This is a genomic window from Kitasatospora sp. NPDC051853, assembly GCF_044452665.1.
Lineage (GTDB): Bacteria > Actinomycetota > Actinomycetes > Streptomycetales > Streptomycetaceae > Kitasatospora.
Genome location: NZ_JBITBY010000013.1, coordinates 69,898 through 90,514, shown reverse-complemented (window position 1 = coordinate 90,514; position 20,617 = coordinate 69,898). Strand labels below are relative to the sequence as shown.

At 75.2% G+C, this 20,617-nt stretch carries 19 protein-coding genes; 10 read left to right on the top strand and 9 right to left on the bottom strand.

The genetic code is table 11. The features are described 5' to 3' along the window. Window positions 1-6: 6 nt before the first annotated feature. Both ACIA8O_RS32055 and ACIA8O_RS32050 read right to left on the bottom strand, forming a co-directional pair. Window positions 7-600 carry a Uma2 family endonuclease gene (locus ACIA8O_RS32055; RefSeq protein ID WP_396297512.1) on the bottom strand — a complete coding sequence of 198 codons (594 nt, stop codon included), beginning with the start codon at window positions 598-600 and terminating at the stop codon, window positions 7-9. Between the two features lie 120 nt (window positions 601-720). Further along, window positions 721-1,887 carry a TerD family protein gene (locus tag ACIA8O_RS32050; protein ID WP_396297665.1) on the bottom strand — a complete coding sequence of 389 codons (1,167 nt, stop codon included), beginning with the start codon at window positions 1,885-1,887 and terminating at the stop codon, window positions 721-723. Between the two features lie 159 nt (window positions 1,888-2,046). Between ACIA8O_RS32050 and pepN the strand changes: the two genes are divergently transcribed. Further along, a complete protein-coding gene (pepN, locus tag ACIA8O_RS32045) occupies window positions 2,047-4,530 on the top strand; it encodes an aminopeptidase N (protein WP_396297511.1) in 2,484 nt (827 codons plus the stop codon). Between the two features lie 321 nt (window positions 4,531-4,851). Here the strand turns inward: pepN and ACIA8O_RS32040 are convergent, their stop codons facing one another. After that, window positions 4,852-5,853 carry a hypothetical protein gene (locus ACIA8O_RS32040; protein ID WP_396297510.1) on the bottom strand — a complete coding sequence of 334 codons (1,002 nt, stop codon included), beginning with the start codon at window positions 5,851-5,853 and terminating at the stop codon, window positions 4,852-4,854. Between the two features lie 288 nt (window positions 5,854-6,141). On the opposite strand from ACIA8O_RS32040, the gene ACIA8O_RS32035 reads away from it, so the two are divergent. Then, a complete protein-coding gene (locus ACIA8O_RS32035) occupies window positions 6,142-6,642 on the top strand; it encodes an SsgA family sporulation/cell division regulator (RefSeq protein WP_396297509.1) in 501 nt (166 codons plus the stop codon). Here the strand turns inward: ACIA8O_RS32035 and ACIA8O_RS32030 are convergent. Beyond that, window positions 6,612-7,979 carry a GAF domain-containing protein gene (locus tag ACIA8O_RS32030; RefSeq protein WP_396297508.1) on the bottom strand — a complete coding sequence of 456 codons (1,368 nt, stop codon included), beginning with the start codon at window positions 7,977-7,979 and terminating at the stop codon, window positions 6,612-6,614. The two genes, ACIA8O_RS32035 and ACIA8O_RS32030, sit on opposite strands and share 31 nt — an antisense overlap. Window positions 7,980-8,201: 222 nt before the next feature. Here ACIA8O_RS32030 and ACIA8O_RS32025 point away from each other — a divergent pair, with 222 nt between their 5' ends. After that, window positions 8,202-8,840, top strand: a complete 639-nt coding sequence (locus ACIA8O_RS32025; RefSeq protein WP_396297507.1) for a phosphatase PAP2 family protein — start codon at window positions 8,202-8,204, stop codon at window positions 8,838-8,840. Window positions 8,841-8,955: 115 nt separating this feature from the next. Beyond that, window positions 8,956-9,468: a pyridoxamine 5'-phosphate oxidase family protein gene (locus tag ACIA8O_RS32020; RefSeq protein ID WP_396297506.1), complete on the top strand. Its 513-nt coding sequence runs from the start codon at window positions 8,956-8,958 to the stop codon at window positions 9,466-9,468. Window positions 9,469-9,663: 195 nt separating this feature from the next. Here the strand turns inward: ACIA8O_RS32020 and ACIA8O_RS32015 are convergent, their stop codons facing one another. Both ACIA8O_RS32015 and ACIA8O_RS32010 read right to left on the bottom strand, forming a co-directional pair. Then, window positions 9,664-10,047: a hypothetical protein gene (locus tag ACIA8O_RS32015; RefSeq protein WP_396297505.1), complete on the bottom strand. Its 384-nt coding sequence runs from the start codon at window positions 10,045-10,047 to the stop codon at window positions 9,664-9,666. Beyond that, complete coding sequence (locus tag ACIA8O_RS32010) at window positions 10,044-10,832, bottom strand: cupin domain-containing protein (protein ID WP_396297504.1); 789 nt, start codon at window positions 10,830-10,832, stop codon at window positions 10,044-10,046. Before ACIA8O_RS32010 ends, ACIA8O_RS32015 begins: the two co-directional genes overlap by 4 nt. A gap of 206 nt (window positions 10,833-11,038) precedes the next feature. On the opposite strand from ACIA8O_RS32010, the gene ACIA8O_RS32005 reads away from it, so the two are divergent. The 5 genes from ACIA8O_RS32005 to ACIA8O_RS31985 are packed head-to-tail and all read left to right on the top strand — an operon-like array spanning window position 11,039 to window position 15,237. After that, window positions 11,039-12,136 (top strand): hypothetical protein, encoded by a 1,098-nt coding sequence (locus tag ACIA8O_RS32005; protein WP_396297503.1) that lies wholly within the window; start codon window positions 11,039-11,041, stop codon window positions 12,134-12,136. Further along, on the top strand, window positions 12,133-13,305 hold the full coding sequence (locus ACIA8O_RS32000) for a hypothetical protein (protein ID WP_396297502.1): 1,173 nt from the start codon (window positions 12,133-12,135) through the stop codon (window positions 13,303-13,305). The genes ACIA8O_RS32005 and ACIA8O_RS32000 overlap by 4 nt, the downstream gene beginning before the upstream one ends. Window positions 13,306-13,363: 58 nt before the next feature. Next, window positions 13,364-13,717, top strand: coding sequence for a hypothetical protein (locus ACIA8O_RS31995; protein WP_396297501.1), 354 nt, complete (start codon window positions 13,364-13,366; stop codon window positions 13,715-13,717). A 7-nt stretch (window positions 13,718-13,724) separates the two neighbouring features. Continuing rightward, the gene (locus tag ACIA8O_RS31990; RefSeq protein WP_396297500.1) at window positions 13,725-14,789 is read left to right on the top strand and encodes a caspase family protein; all 1,065 of its coding nucleotides are present in this window, start codon (window positions 13,725-13,727) and stop codon (window positions 14,787-14,789) included. A 55-nt stretch (window positions 14,790-14,844) separates the two neighbouring features. Further along, window positions 14,845-15,237 carry a RidA family protein gene (locus ACIA8O_RS31985; protein ID WP_396297499.1) on the top strand — a complete coding sequence of 131 codons (393 nt, stop codon included), beginning with the start codon at window positions 14,845-14,847 and terminating at the stop codon, window positions 15,235-15,237. A 7-nt stretch (window positions 15,238-15,244) separates the two neighbouring features. Here the strand turns inward: ACIA8O_RS31985 and ACIA8O_RS31980 are convergent, their stop codons facing one another. Both ACIA8O_RS31980 and ACIA8O_RS31975 read right to left on the bottom strand, forming a co-directional pair. Continuing rightward, window positions 15,245-15,664 carry a DUF3224 domain-containing protein gene (locus ACIA8O_RS31980; protein ID WP_396297498.1) on the bottom strand — a complete coding sequence of 140 codons (420 nt, stop codon included), beginning with the start codon at window positions 15,662-15,664 and terminating at the stop codon, window positions 15,245-15,247. A gap of 10 nt (window positions 15,665-15,674) precedes the next feature. Continuing rightward, the gene (locus tag ACIA8O_RS31975) at window positions 15,675-16,277 is read right to left on the bottom strand and encodes an exonuclease domain-containing protein (RefSeq protein WP_396297497.1); all 603 of its coding nucleotides are present in this window, start codon (window positions 16,275-16,277) and stop codon (window positions 15,675-15,677) included. A 104-nt stretch (window positions 16,278-16,381) separates the two neighbouring features. On the opposite strand from ACIA8O_RS31975, the gene ACIA8O_RS31970 reads away from it, so the two are divergent. Beyond that, window positions 16,382-17,380 (top strand): phosphotransferase family protein, encoded by a 999-nt coding sequence (locus ACIA8O_RS31970; protein WP_396297664.1) that lies wholly within the window; start codon window positions 16,382-16,384, stop codon window positions 17,378-17,380. Here the strand turns inward: ACIA8O_RS31970 and ACIA8O_RS31965 are convergent. Next, entirely contained in the window at window positions 17,362-20,613 is a 3,252-nt protein-coding gene (locus ACIA8O_RS31965; RefSeq protein WP_396297496.1) for a BTAD domain-containing putative transcriptional regulator, read from the bottom strand. The two genes, ACIA8O_RS31970 and ACIA8O_RS31965, sit on opposite strands and share 19 nt — an antisense overlap. Window positions 20,614-20,617 lie beyond the last annotated feature (4 nt).

Sequence of the window (20,617 nt, the reverse complement as noted above, 5' to 3'; positions counted from 1 at the left end):
TCAAGGTCAGAGAAAGACCGCGGTGTCCAGCTCGAAGCCGAACGGCTCGGGCAGGGCGAGCGGCTTCCCGAAGGAGGCGAGGTGCACCTCGGTGTACTCGTCTCCTTCGGGCTTTGCGAACACGGTCACCCGCGACTCCTCGCGGTCGACCAGCAGGTACAGCGGGATCTGCGCCCGGGCGTAGCAGTGCCGCTTGGCGATCCGGTCCTGCATCGCCTTCGACGAGGTGATCTCCGCGACCATCGCCACCCCGCCCGGGTCCATCCACGGCGGGGCACCCCGGAAAAGCCGCCGCTCCAGCGGCGCGAACGTGGCGTCGGGAATGGCGTGGTCCTTCGGGCAGCGACCGCCGCTCGACAGCCGCAGGCCCTTGTTGCCCGAGACCTGCATGCGCACGGTCGCGTGCTGGCCGACCTGGTCGATCAGCAGGCCGATGTAGTCCTCGTGGTCGCCGTCTGCCGGTGGAGTCACGACGATCTCTCCCTCGATGAGCTCAGCTCGGAAGCCCTCGGGGGTGGCCAGGTCCAGGAAGCCCGCGAGGAGGATGTCCGCCTCGGAGGGCCCGGCCTGCACCGGATGCTCTTGTGCCATGGCACTCATGATGCCCCCTTCCAGTGGGTGGTGGCCACGCTATGAGGAACGGCGTGGCCACCGGGAGGAAAGGGGGTCGAGTCCCTACGATCGGGTGGTTTCGCTCAAGTCGAAATGTCTGAATTCCCGTCAGAGCATGGCACCCGCGGGCTTGACCATGGCGCGGGCGGTCTTGGCGTCGACGTACTCGCCGATGGCGGTCATCACCCACTCGCCGGAGTACTGGCGGACCAGCTTGCACATCACCACGCCGGTGCTGGCCTCGGAGGTGGTGAGGTCGAAGCGGACCAGCTCCTGGCCGGAGCCGGCGTCCAGCAGGCGGCAGTAGGCGTTCTTGACGTCGGTGAACTTCTGGCCGGAGAAGGAGTTGACGACGAAGACCAGGCCGCAGACCTCGGCGGGCAGGCCGTCCAGGTGGACGGTGATGGACTCGTCGTCGCCGGCGCCCTCGCCGGTGAGGCTGTCGCCGGAGTGGGCGATGGCGCCGTCGAAGACCGAGAGCTTCATGAACCAGGCGGTCTCGACCTTGTTGCGCTTGGCGTCGAAGGCGATGCAGGAGGCGTCCAGGTCGATGCTGCGGCCCTGGCCGGCGGGCTCCCAGCCGAGGCCCATCCGGACGGCGGAGAGGAAGGGCTTGCCGTTCTTCTCCAGCGAGACGGAGCCGCCCTTGGTGAGGCTGACCCGGCCCTTGTCCAGGGTGACCTTGGTGAGCGAGGCCGGGACGGCCGGAGGGGTGACCGGCTTGGGCGGGGCCGGGGCGGCGAACCCGGCGGTCTGCGGGGGAGCCGGCGGCGGGGCGGGCGAGTCGTCCACCGTGACGCCGAAGTCGGTGGCGATGCCGGCCAGCCCGTTGGCGTAGCCCTGGCCGACGGCGCGGACCTTCCAGGCGCCGCCGCGGCGGTAGACCTCGACCACCACCAGGGCGGTCTCCCGGGTGAGCCGGGGCGGGGTGAAGGTGACCAGCACCTCCCCGGTGTCGGCGTTGCGGATCGTGGCGGTGGGCTCGGTGCCGGCGAAGGTGGCGCCCGCGTCGTCCAGGCTGGCGGTGACCACCACCTTCTCGATCCCGGCGGGCAGCGCGGCGGTGTCCACGGTGATCGCGTCGGGGGTCGAGCCGGAGGCCGGACGGTGCGTCACCCCGGGGCCGTGCGGGGCGTTGAAGAAGACGAAGTCGTCGTCCGAGCGGACCTTGCCGGCCTCGGTGAGCAGCAGCCCCGAGACGTCCAGCGCCTTGGGGGCCGTCACCTCGACCGTCACCCGGGCCGAGGCGAGCGGCGCGTTGCCGCCCTGGGTCAGGACCGTCGTCACTGGCTGCTCCTTCTCCACGCGCATCCCTGATGCACAATCAACTCTGGCTGCTGCGAAGGCCCAGCGTAGCCAAGCTCTCAGCTGAATCGGCGAGTCGGCACGGAAAGCCGCTTGTCCCGCCCCGGCCGCTGGGAAAGCATGCAGGACATGCCAGCTCTACAACGCTCCGAGGCACGCACCCGTGCCCGCCTGCTCAAGGTCCACGGCTACACCCTCGACCTCGACCTGACCCGCGGCGAGACGGTCTTCGGCTGCACGACCACGATCCGCTTCGCCTGCGCCGAGCCGGGCGCCGGGACCTTCCTCGACCTCCGGCCGGAGACCCTGCACCGCGCGGTGCTCAACGGCACCGAACTGGACCCGGCCACCCTCGCCGACCACCGCCTGCCGCTGACCGGCCTGCTCGCCGAGAACGAGCTGCTGCTGGTGACCGACCAGCGCTACTCCTCCACCGGCGAGGGCCTGCACCGCTACGTCGACCCGGCCGACGGCTCGGTCTACCTCTACGCGACCTGCGGCCCCGACCTCGCGCCGCTCGCCTTCCCCTGCTTCGACCAGCCCGACCTCAAGGGCACCTTCACCCTCTCCGCCACCGCCCCGGCCGACTGGACCGTGCTCGGCAACGGCACCGGCAAGCAGGTGGCCGAGGGCCGCTGGGAGTTCGAGCCGACCAAGCCGTTCTCCACCTACCTGTTCACCGTGGTGGCCGGCCCGCTGCACTCGGTCCACTCCGAGCACGACGGCATCCCGCTGGGCCTGCACGGCCGCAGGTCGCTCGCCGCCGACCTGGACCGCGAGGCCGAGGAGCTGTTCGAGGTCACCCGGCAGTCCTTCGACCGGCTGCACGAACTCTTCGACGAGCGCTACCCGTTCGGCGGCTACGACCAGGCGTTCGTGCCCGAGTTCAACTGGGGCGCGATGGAGAACCCGGGCTGCGTGGTCTTCGCCGAGCAGATGCTCTTCCACTCCGCCCCCACCGAGGCCGAGCGCACCTTCCGCGCCATGGTGGTCGCGCACGAGATGTCGCACATGTGGTTCGGCGACCTGGTCACCCTGCGCTGGTGGGACGACATCTGGCTGAACGAGTCCTTCGCCGAGTACCTGGGCTTCCGGATCACCGACGAGGTGACCCGCTTCCGCAGCGCCTGGAGCGGCTTCGCGATCAAGCGCAAGGGCTGGGGCTACGACGCCGACCAGCGCGCCACCACCCACCCGATCGCCGCCGAGGGCCTGGAGAGCGTCGCCGAGGCGATGGGCAACTTCGACGGCATCTCCTACGCCAAGGGCGCCGCCGCGCTGCGCCAGCTGGTCGCCTGGCTCGGCGACGAGGCCTTCTTCGCCGGGATCAACGAGCACTTCGCCCGGCACCGCTTCGGCAACGCCGAGCTCGGCGAGTTCCTCGACGTGCTGACCGCCACCAGCGGCCGGGACGTCCGCGGCTGGGCCGAGCGCTGGCTGCGCACCTCCGGCGTGGACACCCTGCGGCTCGCCGTGACCCACGACGGGGACACCATCACCGCCGCGGAGCTGGTGCCGGACGGCAGCCGCCCGCACCTGGTCGGCCTGGGCGTCTTCGACCTGGACGCGGACGGGAAGCCGGTGCTCCGGGACTCCTTCCGGGTCGAGTTGGAGCCCGGCACCCCCGCCCCGCTGCCGCAGCTCGCCGGGGCACCCCGCGCGGCCCTGCTGCTGCCCAACCACGGGGACCTCTCCTGGGCCAAGATCCGCCTGGACGAGGCCTCCTGGCGGACCGTCACCGAGAAGCTCTCGCTCTTCGAGGACCAGCTGACCCGGGCGGTGCTCTGGGAGCACGCCCGCGACCTGGTCCGGGACGGCGAGCTGCCGCCCTCCGGGTACCTCGACCTGGTCGCCGCGCACCTGCCCGGCGAGACGGTGGACACCATCGTGGACGCGGTCTTCACCTTCGCCCGCACCAAGATGCTGCCCTACCTGGCGCCGCGGGAGCGCACCGCCGCCCAGGCCCGCCTGGCCGGCGCCGCACGGGAGCTGCTGGCCCGTCAGGACACCGAGCAGGGCCTGCGGCTGGCCGCGCTGCGGGCCGCGGTCGACAACGCCACCGGCGAGCGGGAGGCGGCCGAACTGGAGGAGTGGCTCGGCGGCGGGGCGTTCGGCATCGAGCTCAGCGCGGAGCTGCGCTGGGCCGCGCTGGTGCGGCTGGCCGCGCTCGGCGTGATCGGCGAGGACCGCATCGCGGCCGAGCTGGCCGCCGAGCCCGGGTCCACCGCCTCCGAGGGGGCCGCCCGGGCGCGGGCCGCGCTGCCGACGGCCGAGGCCAAGGAAGCCGCCTGGGGGCTGCTGTTCGGCGACGGGAGCGGGCTGTCCAACGCGCTGCTCACCGCGGTCGCGCAGGGGTTCTGGCAGTCCGGCGGCGAGGAGCTGCAACTCCCGTACGTGGAGCGCTACTTCGCCGAGGTCCCGGCGGCGGGAGAGCGGGGCGACATCGTCTCCCGCGCCCTCGGCGCCGCCCTCTTCCCGGCCGGCTGGTCCACCCCGGAGACCCTCGCCCTCGCCGAGGCCGTCCTCGCCGACGACACCCTCACCCCGGGCCTGCGCCGCACCCTGGCCGACCAGGTCGACGACCTCCGCCGCGCCACCCGCATCCGCGGCTGACCCTCCGGGGAACCCAGGGGCGCGTGGGACGTAAGTGGTTACCCCGGGGGCGCGGGGAACTGCGCGGGGTGGGAAGGCAGCACCGGCAACTGGCTGATGGTGGGTCAGTTGCCGGTGGGTCGCCTTCCGTACTCGCGCAGTTCCTCGCGCCCCCGGGCGCTTGCCCTGCTGGGGGGAGTTGGCTACCCCGGGGGCGCGGGGAACGGCAGCACGTGCAACTGGCTGACGGAGCCTCAGTTGCCGGTGGGCCGCCTTCCGGTTCGCGCAGTTCCTCGCGCCCCTGGCGTGCTGCCCTCCGGGCCGATTGCCCTGCGGGGGCCTTCAGCGGAAGGTGCCGCGGGTGGTGGTGGCGGCGGAGTGGCGGAGGCTGAAGGCGGAGGCGGACCAGGTCTCCTCGGCGGGCCGGGTGGGGAGCGGGCTCGCGGTGGGGGAGGGGTCGACGGCGTGGACGGCGAAGAGGTAGCTGCCCGGGGCGACGTCCAGCCCGGGCGGCAGGGTGAAGCGGTAGATGACGGTGCCGCGCTCCTGGAGCACCGTCAGCACCGCACCGGGCAGCGTGCTCCACGGCAGCGTGCCGGGCAGTGCCTCCGGGCGGGCCAGCTGGAACTCGACCTGCAGGGCGGTGAGTTCCTCGCCGACGGTCAGTTCCAGGGTGTGCCTGGTCCCGGCCTGCCCGAGCGGGGAGCGCTCGGCCACCCCGGCCAGCGGCTGGACCGCCGTCGGGCTTCCGGTCGGTGCCAGCGACGGCGGGGGCCCGACCGGTCCGGGGGGACTGGTCTTGCTGCCGCTGGGCGAGGGCGAGGGTGACGGCGACGCCGACGGTGCCGGAGCGGACGGGGAGGGGCTCGGGGAGGGCCCGGGCGCGGAGGCAGTGGGGGGAGTCGGCGGGACGGACGGCGACGCCGCCGGCGGGGTCGTGACGGTCCGGACCGGGCCGAGGCCGAGCCGGTTGGCGACCGGTGGCGTGGGGGTGCCGAGTGCCCGCGGGCCGGGCGCCACCGTGGAGGGGGCGGGCTGCGGCGGGGTGGTGCTCTGCCCGGACGGCGCGGGGGCCGCGTCGGGGCTGGGCACCGGCGGGCTGGCGCCGACGTTGGTGACCCCGGGCAGCCGTCCGACGCTCTGCTGTTCACTGACCAGCCAGGTGGTGGCCACGCTGATGCCGACCACGGTGGACATCGCCATCGCGGCGCCGGAGAAGCGGAAGCCCGGCAGCCGGAACCGCGCACCGACCGGCTTCGGCCGCCCGTGCCGCGCCTGCCGTGACGGCCCGTCGTGCCGGGCGGCGGTCGCCGTCCCGTCCTTCTCGCGGAGCTCCCGGAGCACCGGCCCGCCTCCTTCCCGACTTCCGAACTTCCGACCCGAGCGAACGACCCACCGAACGACCCACCGGACCCGCCGTCGTCGCTGCCGCGCTGCGGCCGGAGTGCGCGGTCCGGGTACGGGGGAGGCCAGCTGAGACTACCAGTGCGCACCTGACGGACCGCCAGACCCGGTGAACGGCAGGATGATCGGGGGCCCGGGGGCGGGTGTTGCAACCCCTTTGCAACGGTTGCAAGGGCAGCGGCGCTGCCGCAGTCTGGGCGGAACCCCAGCCGCCTCGGAGAGATCGTCATGCCGCGCGACCCGCTGTCAGCCGCCTCGAACCCGCCGTTCGCCGCCACCCCCACGGGCGACGAGGCGGCCGGACCCGACGTCGTGCCGGGGCCGGTGGAGGAGGTCCTGACGCTGCGGATCGCGCTCGACGAGGACTCGGTGGGAGAGGTGCGCACCCGCTTCCGGTACGACCCGGAGAGGCCCTACGAGGTGCTGCTCACCTTCCACCTCGGCCGCTCCGACGAGGCGGACTGGGTGTTCTCCCGCGAACTGCTCCGCGACGGCCTGACCGGTCTGAGCGGGCAGGGTGACGTCAAGCTCTGGCCCGCGTACTGCCCCTGTCACGGCTCGACCCTGCACCTGGCCCTCGAATCGCCGCACGGGCGGGCGCTGTTGGAGGCGCCCAAGCCCCGGGTGCAGGCCTGGCTGGAGCGCACCTACGCCGTGGTGTCGGCCGAGGAGGAGGCGCTCGCCGGGCCGACGGACGGTCAGCTCAGCGAGCTGCTCAACGGGTTCTGACGATCCCCGCCGATCCCCTCGCCGGGCAGCCGCAGCGTCCCGCGCAGCAGTCCGGACCGGACCTCGCGCACGGCCGGGGCCGAGGAGGTCGGCAGCAGGTCGTACGGGTCGGTCGGGCGCAGCACCGTCACCCGGGCCGCGGGGGTCAGCCGGTAGGGGCGGTGGTCCAGCAGCCCGCCGAGGTAGCGGCGCAGCCGGGAGACCTCGGCCCGGACGGTGACGGTGCGCGAGGGGTCGCCGAAGAGCGCCTCGGAGAGCCGGGCCGCGCTGAGCCCCTCCCGGTGCACGGCCAGCAGCAGCAGCAGTTCCGCGTGGCGCGGGCTGAGCCCGTGGGACCAGCGGCCGACCGCGCCCTCCACGGTGAGCTCGGGCCGGGCCGCGTGGCGCAGGTCCAGGGTGATCAGCGAGCCGTCGCCGGGACCGTCCGGGCCGTCCGGGCCGGGGCTGCCGGTGGGGCGGATCAGCCAGCCCTCGGCCAGCGGCTCCACCGCGCACTCGCCCAGGGTGGGCAGCCAGACCCGCGGTGAGCCGCCGAGCCCCTCGGCGGGCAGCCGCAGCCGGGGCACCGGGGGCAGGCCGACGGTGGCCGCCGTCCAGCCCTCGTTGTCCACCACCACGGCCGGCCGGTCCACCCGGGCCAGCAGCGGGGTGGCCACGGTGCGCAGCCGGTGCAGTGCCTCCAGCTGACGGGCCCTCAGTTCGGCCTCGGCCAGCCGGGCACCGGTGGCGGCGAGTTGGAGCAGGTAGGGGGCCATCGAGCGGGCCGGGCCGCTGAGGTTGACGGCGCCGAGCAGCCGGCCGGTGCGCGGGTCGTGCACCGGGGCGGCCACGCAGGTCCAGCTGTGGTGGCTGCGCAGGTAGTGCTCGGCGGAGTGCACCTGGACCGGGCGGCGGACCCGCAGGGCCAGGCCGATCCCGTTGGTGCCGACCTCGTCCTCGACCCAGCGGGCGCCGGTCTCGAAGCCGATCGAGTCGGCGGTGCGCAGCAGCGGGCGCTCGCCCTCGTGCCAGAGCACGTGGCCCTCGCCGTCGGCGATGGCCAGGATCAGCGGGGTGGTGCTGGTGGGCAGCAGCAGGGTGGCCCGGAGCACCGGGAGGATCTCGGAGAGGTGGGTCTCGCGGCGGCGGTGCTCCAGCTCGGCGGGGCCGATCCGCCGGGCCTCCCGGCCGCGGTCCGGGTCCAGGCCGAGCCGGCGCAGCCGGTCCCAGGAGTCACCGATCTCGGGTCTCGGCCCGCCCTCGGACTCCTCCGGCGGGGAGGTGGAGGAGGCCATGGCCCGCTCGTAGCGCTCGGGCAGGTCCGCCTGCTCAGGGGCTCGGCGGGGCTGCGGGACCACTCGATGACTCTCCTGCAACCGGTGCCTCCCCCGTCGGGTCCACGTCGGTCCACATGGTGTACCGGAGACAGGTTAAGGCCGGGAGCCGGGGCGTTGGTCGGGTTGGGAAATCTTTCGACCGGCCCCATCTGCCGGAACTGGGTGATTTGCTGGTTATCCGGTCTTCATCTCCGTTCTGGTAGTAGTTGTCCGTGTGATCCGCTTTGTTCGAAGGATGTTCAGATGACCGCCGGACCGCTCGCGTTCGACGGCAGCACGATCGACGGGGGCCTCTACTCCACGGTGACCGGCTGGGCGCACGCCGCCCCTCCCTGGCTGGACCAACTGGTGCGGATCTGGTCCGGGTACGGCCTCGCCCTCTTCGGGCTCCTGATGCTCGGCGCCTGGTGGTGGGCCCGCGACCGCGGGCCGGTGGTGATGGCCCGGGTACTGGCGGCCCCGCTCGTGGTGGTGGCCGCGTACCTGGCGAACCTGGTCCTCAAGGGCCTGGTCGAGGAGGTCCGCCCCTGCCGGCAGCTCCCCGGGCCGCCGACCCTGGAGGCCTGCCCGCCGCCCGGCGACTGGTCCTTCCCGAGCAGCCACACGGTGATCGCCTTCGCCTCGGCCGCCGCCCTCTGGTCCGTCTGGCGCGGGCTCGGCCGGCTCTGCCTGGTGGCCGCCCTGCTGATGGCCGCCTCCCGGGTCTGGGTCGGCGTCCACTACCCCCACGACGTCCTGGCCGGGGCCCTCGCCGGCCTCCTGCTGGCCGCCCCGCTCGCCCTGCTCGCCGCCCGCGCCGCCCCGCTGGTCGACCGCGCCCGCGCGGGGGCGCTCGCGCCCGTCCTCGGCGCGGGCCCGGGGGCGCACGCCATCCCCTCGTGAGCGCCCTGACAGGCCCCTTGTGTGCCCGCGGCCACGGGGAGAGCATGTGAGCCGGCCCCGGGGAAGGCCCCGCGGCCGGCTCGGTCCACGTACAGCACGGCGGAGGGGGAGAACCGTGGCGTTCCGGTTGGAGATGACCCAGGGGGACTGGCCGGCGGCCGAGTTCACCAAGGGGGTCGAGGGGTTGCTGGCGGAGAGCATGGTGCTCACCCTGGCCACCGCCGGCCCCGAGCGCGGACCGCACGCCAACCTCGCCTTCTTCGCCTACGACGAGGACCTGGTCCTCTACTTCGTCAGCGAGCGCTCGACCCGGCACAGCCTCCACCTCACCGAGGAGGCCCGGGCCGCCGCCACCGTCTTCCTCCCCCCGCCGGTCTTCGGCGAGCAGCTGCGCGGCATCCAGTTCACCGGCCGGGCCGGCGAGGCCTGGGGCCACCACGCAGAGGCGGCGTTCGCCGCCTACCAGGGCCGCTACCCGTCCTTCGGACAGGACCCCGACCTACGCCGCCAGTACCTGAGCGGCGCCGGAGCCGCAGCCCTCTACCGCTTCCAGGTCGACGAACTCACCGCCGTCGACGAGCCCCGCTTCGGCCGCCGCAACTACCTCTCCGCCAGGGTCCTGCGCTGACGGTTCGTCAAGGCAGGTCGCTCGGCGGGGCAGCGACCTCAGGGGCGCGAGGAACTGCGCGACCAGCCATCGCCGCCGTTCAGGTCGCGGCACGTGCAACTGGCCCGCATCGGAGCGATCGACGGTAGTGGTCTTCCGCCCCGCGCAGTTCCTCGCGCCCCTGGGCCGCTGCCCTGCCGAACGACCCGGGCCGGGCTAGCCGCCGGCGGGGTAGCGGATGGGCATGGCGTCGGTGAGCCCCGGGGGCACCACGGCGATCAGGACGGCGGAGAGGCCGTCGGGCCCGGCGTGGAGGGTGGTGCCGCTGTCGAGGGGGCAGACGGCGAGGGTGTGGCGGCGCAGGGGGAGGGTGGAGCCGTCCGGGCCGACGAGGCGGCCGCCGCCGCTGACGACGAACCAGATCTCCTCCGTGCCCTCCCGTCCCCGGGCGTCGATCCGGCTGCCGGGTGCCAGGTCGAGGTGGTCCACCGACTCGGTCTCGCTGTGGAAGAAGCCCCGCCGGGCCAGCGAGCGCCCGGTGCTCCGTACGGTGTTGCCCCGAAGGGTCCGGGGTGCGTTCCCCGGTCGCGAGACGATCATGCCGCACCCCGCTCGGTCACCCGTCGCCCGTCCTTGGCGTTCGGCACCGCCAGGCTCGCGGTGAAGTACCGCAGCGGCTGCCCGTCCGAGCGCAGCGTCACCGCGCTGCCGAGCGGCAGCGTCACCGCCGTCCCGGGGGCGAGCCGCACGTCGGTGGTCCCGGCCACCGCCCGTCCGGTGCCGGCCAGCACGTACAGGGTGTGCTCCCGGTCGTCCGAGCGGAGCTCCTCCTGCTCGCCGGGCCCGAGGGTGACCAGCCGGGCGTCGCGGAGCGGTCCGCTGAGCAGGGTGGTGAGGTCGGCGGAGCCGTCCGCCGCGAGGTCGATGATGGTGGCGGTGCGCATGAGGGGCCTTCCGGTGTGGCTGGGGTCGCCGGTGAGCGCGGCGGCGACCGGTGGGCTGATGACTTCGATGACGATCCAGTCCAGGTCCACGGAGCCGGGGTTGTTCAGCCGGTGCCGGGTGCCGACCGGATTGGTGATCAGGGTGCCGGGGCCGACGGTGTGCAGGACGCCGTCCAGCAGCAGTTCGCCCTCGCCGGAGACCACGAAGTAGAGCTCCTCGGTCCGGCTGTGGTGGTGCACGCCGCACTCGGTGGCGGGCGGCAGGGTGGAGATCTCGATCGCCTCCCAGGTGCCGGACAGGCCGCGTCGGCGGGCCAGGCACTTCCACCGGGCGACGTTCCTGCCGCCGTGCATCGCGTGCACGTCGGCGGCGCCGCCGGGGTCGGCGACGATCAGTTCGTCGGAGTACCCGGTGGCCGGGGTGGTCCGGTTCGCCAGCATGCCTCTCCTCCTCCGTCGGGTCCTCGGGACGCGCTTCGGTCCCGGCCTCCATGCTGGGCGGCCCGCTGTCCCGGACGCCTGGGGCAGGCGTCACCGGCCGGTCCCGTCCGGAGGGCCCGGTTCGCCCGGGCCCCTGACAAGTACCTGCGGGTATGCCAACATGTGCACCGCGCAAGCGATCTGACGGACAGCCAGGGGGACATCGCATGACGTACGGCAGTGCCGTGCCCGTACCCGGATGGGACGGCGCCGACGGGAACGCCGCCTACCTCGACAAGACCCTGCGGCACGAGCCGGTGGAGACCGTGCTCGACGACCGGGTCAGCGGGCGGGCGATCCTCGGCCTCTGGATGCAGTCGGCGGTGCTGGCCTGGGCGGCCGGGCTGGTGATCTTCCTGCTGGCCCTGCCGATCGCGTTCTCCGGTGACTCGGGCGCGCCCTCGCCGTACTCCTCGTACGGGAGCAGCAGCAGCTCCGGCCTGGACTCCTTGGTCGGCCTGGTGGTCTTCCCGATGCTGGCCTCGGTGGTGGTCTTCCTGGCGCTGATGCTGCTCGGCAGGCTCACCGAGCCGATCGCCGAGTGGCGGGTGCTGCTGCACGCCCGGGCCGACGTGGACTCCGCCTACGCGCAGATCCGCAACGTGGTGCTGGAGCGCGGCTACCCGCTCGCCCCGGTGGACGACTCCGGCCCCAACGGGCAGGGCGGCATCGCCCGGCGGCTGACGCTCACCCAGGGGGACTGCGCCGCGCACGTCTCGGTCTTCACCTACGGCAACGGCCTCTACCTCGGCTGGCAGATGTGGCGCACCCGCGGCAAGGCCCGCCTGCTGGGCCAGTACCTGCGGGACGCCCTGCGCGGCACCGACGACATCAAGTCGGCGATGGCCAGGACGGCGCAGGTGCGGGCGATGCGCGAGGCGGTGCACGCCGCCTGCCGCGAGGGCCTGGTGGTGGCGATCGAGGGCCGCTCGGTGCCGCTGGTCCAGTTCCCGGGCGGCCCGCCGCTCACCAAGACCGTCACCCCGCCGACCGCGCCGGTCCCGCCGTCCGCGCCGGTGCCGCCGGTCGCACCCGTCCCGCCCGTGGTGCCCGTCCCGCCGACTGCGCCGGTCCCGCCGTCTGCGCCGGTCCCGCCGACCGCACCGGTGCCCCCGGCCGCACCCGTTCCGCCGGCCGCCCCCCAGCCGCCGCGTCCCGTCACGCCGCCGCTCGGCCCGGTGCCGCCGACGCCTCCCGCGCAGCCCGGCCTCCCCGCGCAGCCGGTCCCGCCCGTCCTGCCCGCGCCGCCCACCGACCGGTCGTGACGATCGCTCAGGACGGTGTGCTGACCGGCCCCGACGGGGTCGGCGGCCACGTCGGCTGGGCGGCGGTGCGGCTGGCCCCCGCCCCGGGGCTGGCGGACCACCGGGGGTACGCCGCCCTCCCCGAGGACCGCCGCTGGGCGGAGGCCGGGGCGGCCGAACTCGCCTGGCTCACCGCGCTCTGCCACACCCCGCCCGCCGCCGGCCACCTCGAACTGCGGATCACCGGTGGTCTCGGCGGCCCGGACGGGACCACCGGCGCCCCGCTCCGCGCCACCCTGCTGGCCCGCGCCCCGGGTCCGACCCCGGAGGTGGCCGCCGCGGCCGTCCGGGCCCTGCTCGCCGTCCGGCCGCCGGCCCACGTCGCCACCGCCCCGGTGCGCGAACACGCCGCCCTGCTGGCCGAGTTGGACCCGGTCGGCGAAGGCGCCGCGGCCCCCGTCCTGTACGAGATCCGCAAGCGCGTCGAGGTCCGCCCGCTGGCCCGCCCCACCGCCCAGCGGGCCGACGCCGTGACCGCCGCGCCGTTCGCCCCGGCCGGGGCGACCCGGGAGCTGCTCTGGACCACCCTGGCCAGGCAGCCGCACCCCACCTGCCTGGCCGTCACCCTGGCCCCGGCCCGGCTCCCGGCCGAGGCCGGTCCGGCGATGCGCCGGTTCGCCGAGAGCTACGCCGTCCTGGCCCTGCCCGGCACCGGCAGTCCGCTCTGGCAGGGGGCCCGCCGGGCCGACCCCTCGGCCGAGGCCGGCCGGGACTTCTTCGACGACGCGCTCCGCCGCTACCTCGGCCCGGCCTACCGCCTGCGGATCCTGCTGGCCTCGGCCGGCCCGGTCGACCCCGGCCTGCCGGAGTCGGTGGCCGCCCAGGTCGGCGGGGTCGTCGTCCCGCTGCCGCCGGAGCAACACGCCCGCGCCCGGGCCGACTTCACCGCCCTCGGCGCCGATCCGCTGCCCGCCACCCACCGTCCTCCGGCCCTCCCGGACGCCAACTGGTCGCTGCTGGAGCACGAGTTGGTCGGCCTGGCGGACCAGGACGAGGCCGCGGCTGCCGTCCGGCTGCCGTACGAGTTCACCGGCCGCACCGCCCGCCTCTTCGAGCAACTCCCGCCCGTGGAGACGCCGTTGCCGCCGCCGTCCCCGGTCCGGCCGGCGGGCCTCCCGCCGCTGATCTGACGCACGACCGACCCCCACCGAGCGAAAACCGAGTGAGAACCGAGTGAAAGGCGCCACCATGCCCCAGTTCACCATCGCCTTCGACGGCACGGACGACGACGTCCGCGACGACGCCGAGGGCCTCCAGCAGCACCTGCACCGGGACTCCGAGCTGCGCGGCCTGACCAGCAACCGGATCCGCCCGCCCCGCCCGGACGAGCAGGGCGGCATCGCGGACGCCGTGCAGTACGCCGCCGAGCTCGGCCCGCTGGTGATCGGCCCGCTCTGCGTCTGGCTGGAGGCCCGGCTGCGCCGCGGCGGCGTCTCGCTGGAGCTGCGCCGCCCGGACGGCACCGAGCTGCGGATCTCCGGCGACTCCACCACCGACACCGCCGAACTCCTCAACCAGGTCGAGGACTTCCTCGCCGAGTGAGCTCCCGATGACCTCCTGGACCCTGGCCCCGGACCGCGCCGACTCCTGGGCGGTGCTGGTCGCCGTCGGCACGTACGCCGGGCTGCCCCCGATGCCCGAGGCGGTGGCCTCGATGGAGCTGCTCGCCGACCACCTCTCCGGCCCGGACGGCACCTTCGCGCCGGAGCGGGTGGTCCGGCTGGCCGATCCGCAGAGCGCCCGCGAGGTGCTGGACCGGATCGCCGACGCGGCCGGCCGGGCCCGCTCCACGGTGCTGCTCTACTACGCCGGGCACGGCGTGACCAGCGCGGCCGGGCGCCTGCACCTGGCGCTGCCCGGCACCGAGGACGACCCGGAGCAGGTGCCCCGCACCGCGCTCTCCGCCGAGGCGGCGCTGGCCGCGCTCGGACAGACGGCGGCGCACCGGATCGCGGTGCTGGACTGCTGCTTCGCCGGGCTGGCCCTCGACGAGCCGGCCGCCGCCGACCTGCACCTGCTCACCGCCGTGGACCGGGCCCGCAAGGCCCTGCTCAACAAGGAGCTCGGGCTCACCCGCTTCGCCGAGGAGCTGCTGCGGCTGCTGCGCGAGGGCGTCCCGGACGGGCCCGCCGACCTCCCGCTGGACCTGATCCACCACCACCTGGCGGTCGAACTGGCCCAGGTGCCCGACCCGCTGCCGCGCCGCTACCAGGCCCCCGTGCCGATGCAGCGCGCGGTGGACGGCAGCGGGCACCTCGCACTGGCCCGCAACCCGGCCCACGGCACCGCGCTCACCGTGACCGGCCTGCGCACCCGGGCCGGGTTCGCCTACCGGCAGTTCGCCGTCCGCCAGCACCGCCGCCCGTGGCACCAGCCGCAGGCCACCGCCCGGCTCGCCGCCATCGCCGCCGACGCCGCCGCGGTGCTCGGCCCGGCCGACCTGCTCACCCTCCAGCTCCGCAACGCCCACGCCCACGCCGTCGGCACCACCGAGGGCCGGGAGGCCGCCCTCGCCCTGCTCCAGCCACTGGCCGCCCTGGCCTCCGCGATCCTGCCGGCCGACTCCCCGGTGCTCGCCGCCGTCAAGGAATCCCTCTCCCACTGGCGGAACTGACACGCCCTCAGGGCAGGATGGGCCGCACAGCCCGTCCGCCCCGAGAGGAACCCCCGTGACCTTCCGCACCACCACCCCGCCCGGCGTCCACCCCAGCCCGCGCTACAGCCACGTGGTCAGCGCCACCGGCCGCCAGGTCCACGTGTCCGGCCAGGTCCCCCTCGACGAGAAGGGCGACCTGGTCGGCGAGGGCGACGCCCTGGCCCAGGCCCGCCAGGTCTTCGCCAACATCGGCCACTGCCTGGCCGCCGCCGATGCCACCTTCGACCACCTGGTCAAGCTCACGATCTTCGTCACCGACATCGCCCACCTGGACGCCGTCCGCACCGCCTGGGACGAGCACCTCGACCCCGCCCACGCCCCGGCCTCCTCCGCCGTCCAGGTCGCCGCCCTCTTCCGCCCCGGCCTCCTCCTGGAGATCGAGGCCTACGCCGTCGTCCCGGAGTAGCCCGCCCTCAGCCGGTCCGGTCGGCGAGCTCGTACTCGAAGGTGATGCGGTGGGTGCCGTCCTGGTCGACGGTGAGGGAGCCGGCGCCGGTGATGCCGGTGAGGGCGGCGGTGCCGCTGCCGGGGACGATGACGAAGGAGGGGGAGAGGCGGTCGCTGCCGGTGGTGGTGGCGGAGTGGGCGAAGTTGAAGGTGCCCGCGCGGCCGTGCAGGGTGCCCTCGAAGGACTCCATCGCGATGTAGGTGCCCACGCCGGTGGCGTGGTCGAAGGCGGCGGTGAAGACGGTCGCGGAGCGGCCGGCGGCCTCGCCCTCGAAGAGCTTCTCCATGGTGGCGACGCCGACCGGGGCGCCGGTGGTGACCTCGAAGGCCGGGGTGATCTCGGCCGGGACGAAGGACTTCACGGTGAACGTCGCGTCAGCTCTCATGGAGCGGATGCTAGCCAGCGCCACCGACAGGTCCGGGAGCCGCGAACGGCGGCGCGTCGGGCCAGCCGCCGCGTGCCGCTACGTCCAGGACCAGCGCACCGATGTTCCAGGCGTCGTCCTCGCCCCGGTGGTGCCGTCCCTCCAGTGGGAGGGCGGCCAGCTGCAGGGCCCGTGCCATCCCGGGGCGCTTGCGCAGGCCGTACGTCTCGGTGAAGGCGGCCTTGGCGTTCACGTGGCGGTGTCCGAAGGGGTACCGCACCCGGGTGGCCTGGCACTGCCGGGTGAACTGGTGCCGGTCGTAGTCGCCCCAACTGGCCCACACCCGCTGCCCGCCGAGGTGCTCGGCCGCCAACAGGCGGCAGGCCTCGGCGAATTCGACCCCGCGCATGACTTCCGCCTGGGTCAGCCCGGTCAGTTGGGTGCAGAACGCGCTCACCGTGGACCGGGCGGGCCGCACCAGGATCCGGTGCTTCGCCACCCGCCGCCCGGCGGCCAGGTCCACCACCGTCAGCCCGATCTCGATGATCTCGCTCACCGCCCCGGGCGGCGGCTGCTCGTCCCAGCAGGTCGCCTCGACGTCGACCACGTTCAGAAGCTGTGCGTCATCGCTCATCCGAGGGAGCGTAGCGGCCGGGCCCGGCCGGAAAATCCCCTTTTCCGGAGCCGGGATTCCCCTAGAATCGCGCCTTTGCCCAGCGGAGGAGCGTGCTCGTGGACGTGACGGTCGGTCAGTTGGCGGGGGTGGCCCGGGCCGCGCTCGGGCCGGGGCGGAGCCCGGTCGCCGTCGAGCGTCTGCGCGGCGGCAGCAAGAAGGGCGTCTACCGGCTCCTGCTCGACGACGGCGGCACCGCCGTCGTGTACCTCTGGGCCGCCTCCGAGAACTACTGGCCCGCCGTGGCCACCGCCACCGAGGACGACCACGCGGACCCGTTCTCGCACGCCTCCGGCCTCGGCCTCTTCCTGGCCGCCCACCGCCGGCTGAGCGCCCTGGGCGTCCGCACGCCCCGCCTGCTGCTGGCCGACCGCACCCACGCCCACCACCCGGCGGACCTCGCCGTGGTCGAGGACGTCCCCGGCGAGAGCCTGGAGGCCTTCCTCGAACGGGACCCGGGGTCCGCCGCGCCCGTCCTGGCCCGCCTCGCGGGTACCCTCCGCCTGATGCGGCAGCAGACCGCCCCGGCCTTCGGGAAGACCGCCCTGATCGACAACGGCGGTGTCTCCCTGGGCAGTTCCTGCGAGCAGCTGGTCCTCGACCGCGCCCTCGCCGACCTGGCCGAGGCCGCTGACCGTGACCCGCGCCTGGCCGCCGTCCGCGACCGGGTGGAGGCGGAGCTGCACGCGCGGGCCGCCGAGGTCCGCCCGCGCTCGGAGTACGCACTGGTCCACGGCGAACTCGGCCCCGACCACGTCCTGGTGGACCGTCAGGGGCAGCCGGTGCTCATCGACATCGAGGGCCTGATGTTCTTCGACCCGGAGTGGGAGCACGTCTTCCTGCGCCTGCGCTTCGCGGAGCACTACCACCACCTGCGGGCCGAGGGCCTCGACCCACGCCGCCTGGCCTTCTACGACCTGGCCATGAGCCTCTCCCTGGTGGCCGGTCCGCTCCGCCTCCTCGACGGCGACTTCCCGGACCGTGCCTTCATGCTCGCCGTCGTCGAGCACAACCTGGCCCGGGTCCTCGCCGCCCTGCCGCCGGATCAGCCCGCCAACGCCTGATCCGGTGTCAGGCCGGTGCCCTCCGCGAAGGCGTCGGTGAAGGCCTCGGCGCCGAGCCCGGTGCGGACGACGGCCGTGATCCGGTCGACGTCGGCGCGTTCGGCGGCCGGCAGCGGGGCCCCGGTGCCCGCGCGGGCGGCCGCCGCGGCGCCGAGCAGCACGGCCGCCCGGCGGTACGAGTGCGAAGGGGTGCCCGAGGCGGCCGAGAGCGCCTCCGCCCCGGCCAGACCCTCCAGGGCGAGGGCCAGGGCCCGCGGGTCGCCGGTGGTGCGGGCGGCGGCCAGGCCGGCCAGGTGGTGGGCGTGGGCCGCTTCGGCGTCCCCGCGCAGTTCGGCGACGAAGCCCAACTCGGCGAGCACCAGCGCGTTGGCGCTCTCCAGCCCGGCCTCCCGGTGCCAGGCCAGCACGTCCTGCAGGTGGGCCTCGGCGGTGGCCAGGTCGCCCTCGCGGCGGGCGCCGAGGGCGAGGCCGAGCTGTGCGTTCACCTCGCCGGCCCGGAAGTCGTGCTCGGTGCTGCGGCGCAGTGCCTGCCGGTGCAGCTCGCGGGCCCCGGCGAGGTCACCCGTCAGCAGGGCGATCCGGCCGAGCCCGGCCAGCAGGTCCCCGGCGGTGGTGGCCAGCCCGAGCTCCTCCGCCATCCCCAGGCCGTCCCGCAGCCGTTCGGCGGCCTGCCGGTAGTCGCCGAGGATCTCGGCCCGGGCGGCCAGCGGGTAGACGGTGCGCAACTCGCCCCAGCGGTCGCCGAGTTCGCGGAAGGTGGCGGCGCTGCGCTCGCCGTGCAGCCGGACGCCCTCCAGATCGCCGCGGGCCAGCAGTTGGACCGCCCGGTCACCGAGCGCGGCAGCGGTGCCCCAGCGGTGGCCGAGCCGTTCGAAGTCGGCCAGGGCCCGGGTGGTCAGCTCCTCGCCGGAGGCCAGGTCGCCGATGCTGCTCACCGCGTGCCCGAGGAACCACCGTGCCTCGGCCAGCGCCGGACCACCGTCCGTCCCGCCGGCCTCGTCCGTCCCGCCGGCCCTGACCACCCCGCCGGCCTCGTCCGTCCCGCCGGCATCCGCGGCCCGCGCCGGGCGGTGCGCGGCCAGCGCGGCGGCGTAGCGACCGGCCCGGTCGGTGGCGGCACCGCTGAGCACCGCCGTCCCGGCCTGCCAGGCGGTGGCCCGGGCCCGGTCGAGCGGCGGGCCGCCGGGCAGGGCGAGGGCCGAGTCCAGCGCCCGCCGCAGCTCGCCGAGCCGACCGCGCAGCACCCAGCACCAGGCCAGGGAGTCGACCAGCCGCAGCGCCTGGCCGGCGTCCCCGGCCCGGACGGCCTCGTCCAGACTGCCCGTCAGATTGGCGCTCTCCGAGCTGAGCCGGTCCAGCCAGTGGCGCTGTTCCGGGCCGCGCAGCCGGGCCGAGGCCCGAACCGCCAGCTCGGTGTAGTGCGCGCGGTGCAGCGCCCGCACGTCCTGCGACTCCCCGGCCAGCTCCAGCTGTTCCAGGGCGTAGGCGGTCACCGACTCGTACGGCCGGTAGCGCAGCGCGCCGTCAGGGCCGGGGCGGACGGTGAGCAGGGAGCGGTCGACCAGCCGGGCCAGCACGTCGACCACCTCGGCCCGCGCCACCGCGCCCCCGGCACAGATCCGTTCGGCCGCGTCCAGGGTGCAGCCCTCCGCGTGCACGGCGAGGCGGCGCAGCACGGTCCGCTCCGGCTCGGTGAGCAGCCCCCAGCTCCAGTCGATCACGGCCCGCAGGGTCTGTTGGCGGGCGGGCGCGTCGCGCCGTCCGGCCGTGAGCAGGCGGAAGCGGTCGTCCAGCCGGGCCAGCAATTCCGCCGTGCCGAGCGAGCGGACCCGGGTGGCGGCCAGTTCCAGGGCCAGCGGCAGGCCGTCCAGCCGTCGGCAGATCGCCGCCACGGTGGTGCGCTCGGACTCGTCGGGGGCGAAGCCCGGGGCGGAGGCGGCGGCCCGGCTGGTGAACAGCGTCACGGCGTCCGCCTCGTCCAGCGGCCCGACCGGCCAGAGCGCCTCGCCGTCCACCGCCAGCGGCTCCTGACTGGTGGTCAGCACCACCAGGCCGGGGGCGGCCCGCAGCAGGGCGCCGACCAGGAGGGCGACCGGCTCCACCAGGTGCTCGCAGTTGTCCAGCACCAGGAGCAGGTGCCGCCCGCGCAACGCTCCGGCGAGCCGTTCGGCCGGCGTGGTGCCGCGGCCCGGCGCGGGGCCCCAACTGCCGTCGTCGCGGATGCCCAGGGCGGCGCAGACCAGCTCGGCCGGGTCGGAGCCGGGCCCGTGCCCGGCCAGCTCCACCAGCCGGACCCCGTCCGGGTACCGGGGTCCGGCCTGCTCGGCGGCGGCCAGCGCGAGCCGGGTCTTGCCGACGCCGCCGGTGCCGGTCAGGGTCACCAGCCGTCCGCCGTCGAGCAGCCGGTGGATCGCGGCGAGGTCGGAGTCCCGCCCGAGCAGTGCGGTGACCGGGGCGGGGAGGCCGTCCCGCCGCCGGGGGTCCGCCGGCGGCGCATGGTTATCCCGCAGCAACTCCTGGTGCAGCGATGCCAGTTCGGCGCCGGGGTCGGTGCCCAGCCGGTCGGCCAGCAGCTCCCGGAACTCCTGGTACCCGTCCAGCGCCTCGGTCGTCCGTCCGGTGCGGTGGAGGGCCCGCCAGTGCACCGCGCGCAGCCGCTCCCGGTACGGGTGGTCCGCGACCAACCCGGCCGTTTCGGCGATCAGTTCGGCGAACTCGCCGAGGGCGAGCCGCGCCTCGGCCAGCTCCTCCCGCGCGGAGAGCCACTGCTCGGTCAGCCGGGCGACGGCGGTGCGGGCGAACGGGTGGTCCTCGAAGCCAGCGAAGGCCGGGCCGCGCCAGAGGTCCAGCGCCTCGGCCAGCAGGGTCCGCCGCTCCGCCGGACGGCCCGACTCCCGTGCCCGCCCGACGAGTTCGCCGAAGCGGGTGGCGTCCGAGGCCGGCACCGCCAGCCGGTAGCCCGCGGGGACGGCCTCGACCAGGGCACGGGCGCCCGGCTCGGCCTCCTCCAGCGCGCGGCGCAGCTGGGAGACCTTGGCCTGGAGCGCCCGCCCGGGGTTGCCGGGCAGCGGCTCCTCCGGCCAGAGCGCGTCGATCAGCCGCTCCGCGGAGGCCGGACGGCCGGCGGCGGCGAGCAGCGCGGCCAGCAGGGTGCGGACCTTCGCCTCCGGGACGGCGACGGGCCTCCCGCCGTCCGTGTGCACCTCGACCCCGCCCAGCACCCCGAATCGCATGTCC

Coding starts and splice junctions, on each gene's coding strand:
- ACIA8O_RS32035 (WP_396297509.1), top strand. CDS start 6,142: ATGCCGCGCGACCCGCTGTCAGCCGCCTCGAACCCGCCGTTCGCCGCC.
- ACIA8O_RS31995 (WP_396297501.1), top strand. CDS start 13,364: ATGCCCCAGTTCACCATCGCCTTCGACGGCACGGACGACGACGTCCGC.
- ACIA8O_RS32025 (WP_396297507.1), top strand. CDS start 8,202: ATGACCGCCGGACCGCTCGCGTTCGACGGCAGCACGATCGACGGGGGC.
- ACIA8O_RS31965 (WP_396297496.1), bottom strand. CDS start 20,613: ATGCGATTCGGGGTGCTGGGCGGGGTCGAGGTGCACACGGACGGCGGG.
- ACIA8O_RS31980 (WP_396297498.1), bottom strand. CDS start 15,664: ATGAGAGCTGACGCGACGTTCACCGTGAAGTCCTTCGTCCCGGCCGAG.
- ACIA8O_RS32015 (WP_396297505.1), bottom strand. CDS start 10,047: ATGATCGTCTCGCGACCGGGGAACGCACCCCGGACCCTTCGGGGCAAC.
- ACIA8O_RS31975 (WP_396297497.1), bottom strand. CDS start 16,277: ATGAGCGATGACGCACAGCTTCTGAACGTGGTCGACGTCGAGGCGACC.
- ACIA8O_RS32055 (WP_396297512.1), bottom strand. CDS start 600: ATGAGTGCCATGGCACAAGAGCATCCGGTGCAGGCCGGGCCCTCCGAG.
- ACIA8O_RS32010 (WP_396297504.1), bottom strand. CDS start 10,832: ATGCTGGCGAACCGGACCACCCCGGCCACCGGGTACTCCGACGAACTG.
- ACIA8O_RS32005 (WP_396297503.1), top strand. CDS start 11,039: ATGACGTACGGCAGTGCCGTGCCCGTACCCGGATGGGACGGCGCCGAC.
- ACIA8O_RS31990 (WP_396297500.1), top strand. CDS start 13,725: ATGACCTCCTGGACCCTGGCCCCGGACCGCGCCGACTCCTGGGCGGTG.
- pepN (WP_396297511.1), top strand. CDS start 2,047: ATGCCAGCTCTACAACGCTCCGAGGCACGCACCCGTGCCCGCCTGCTC.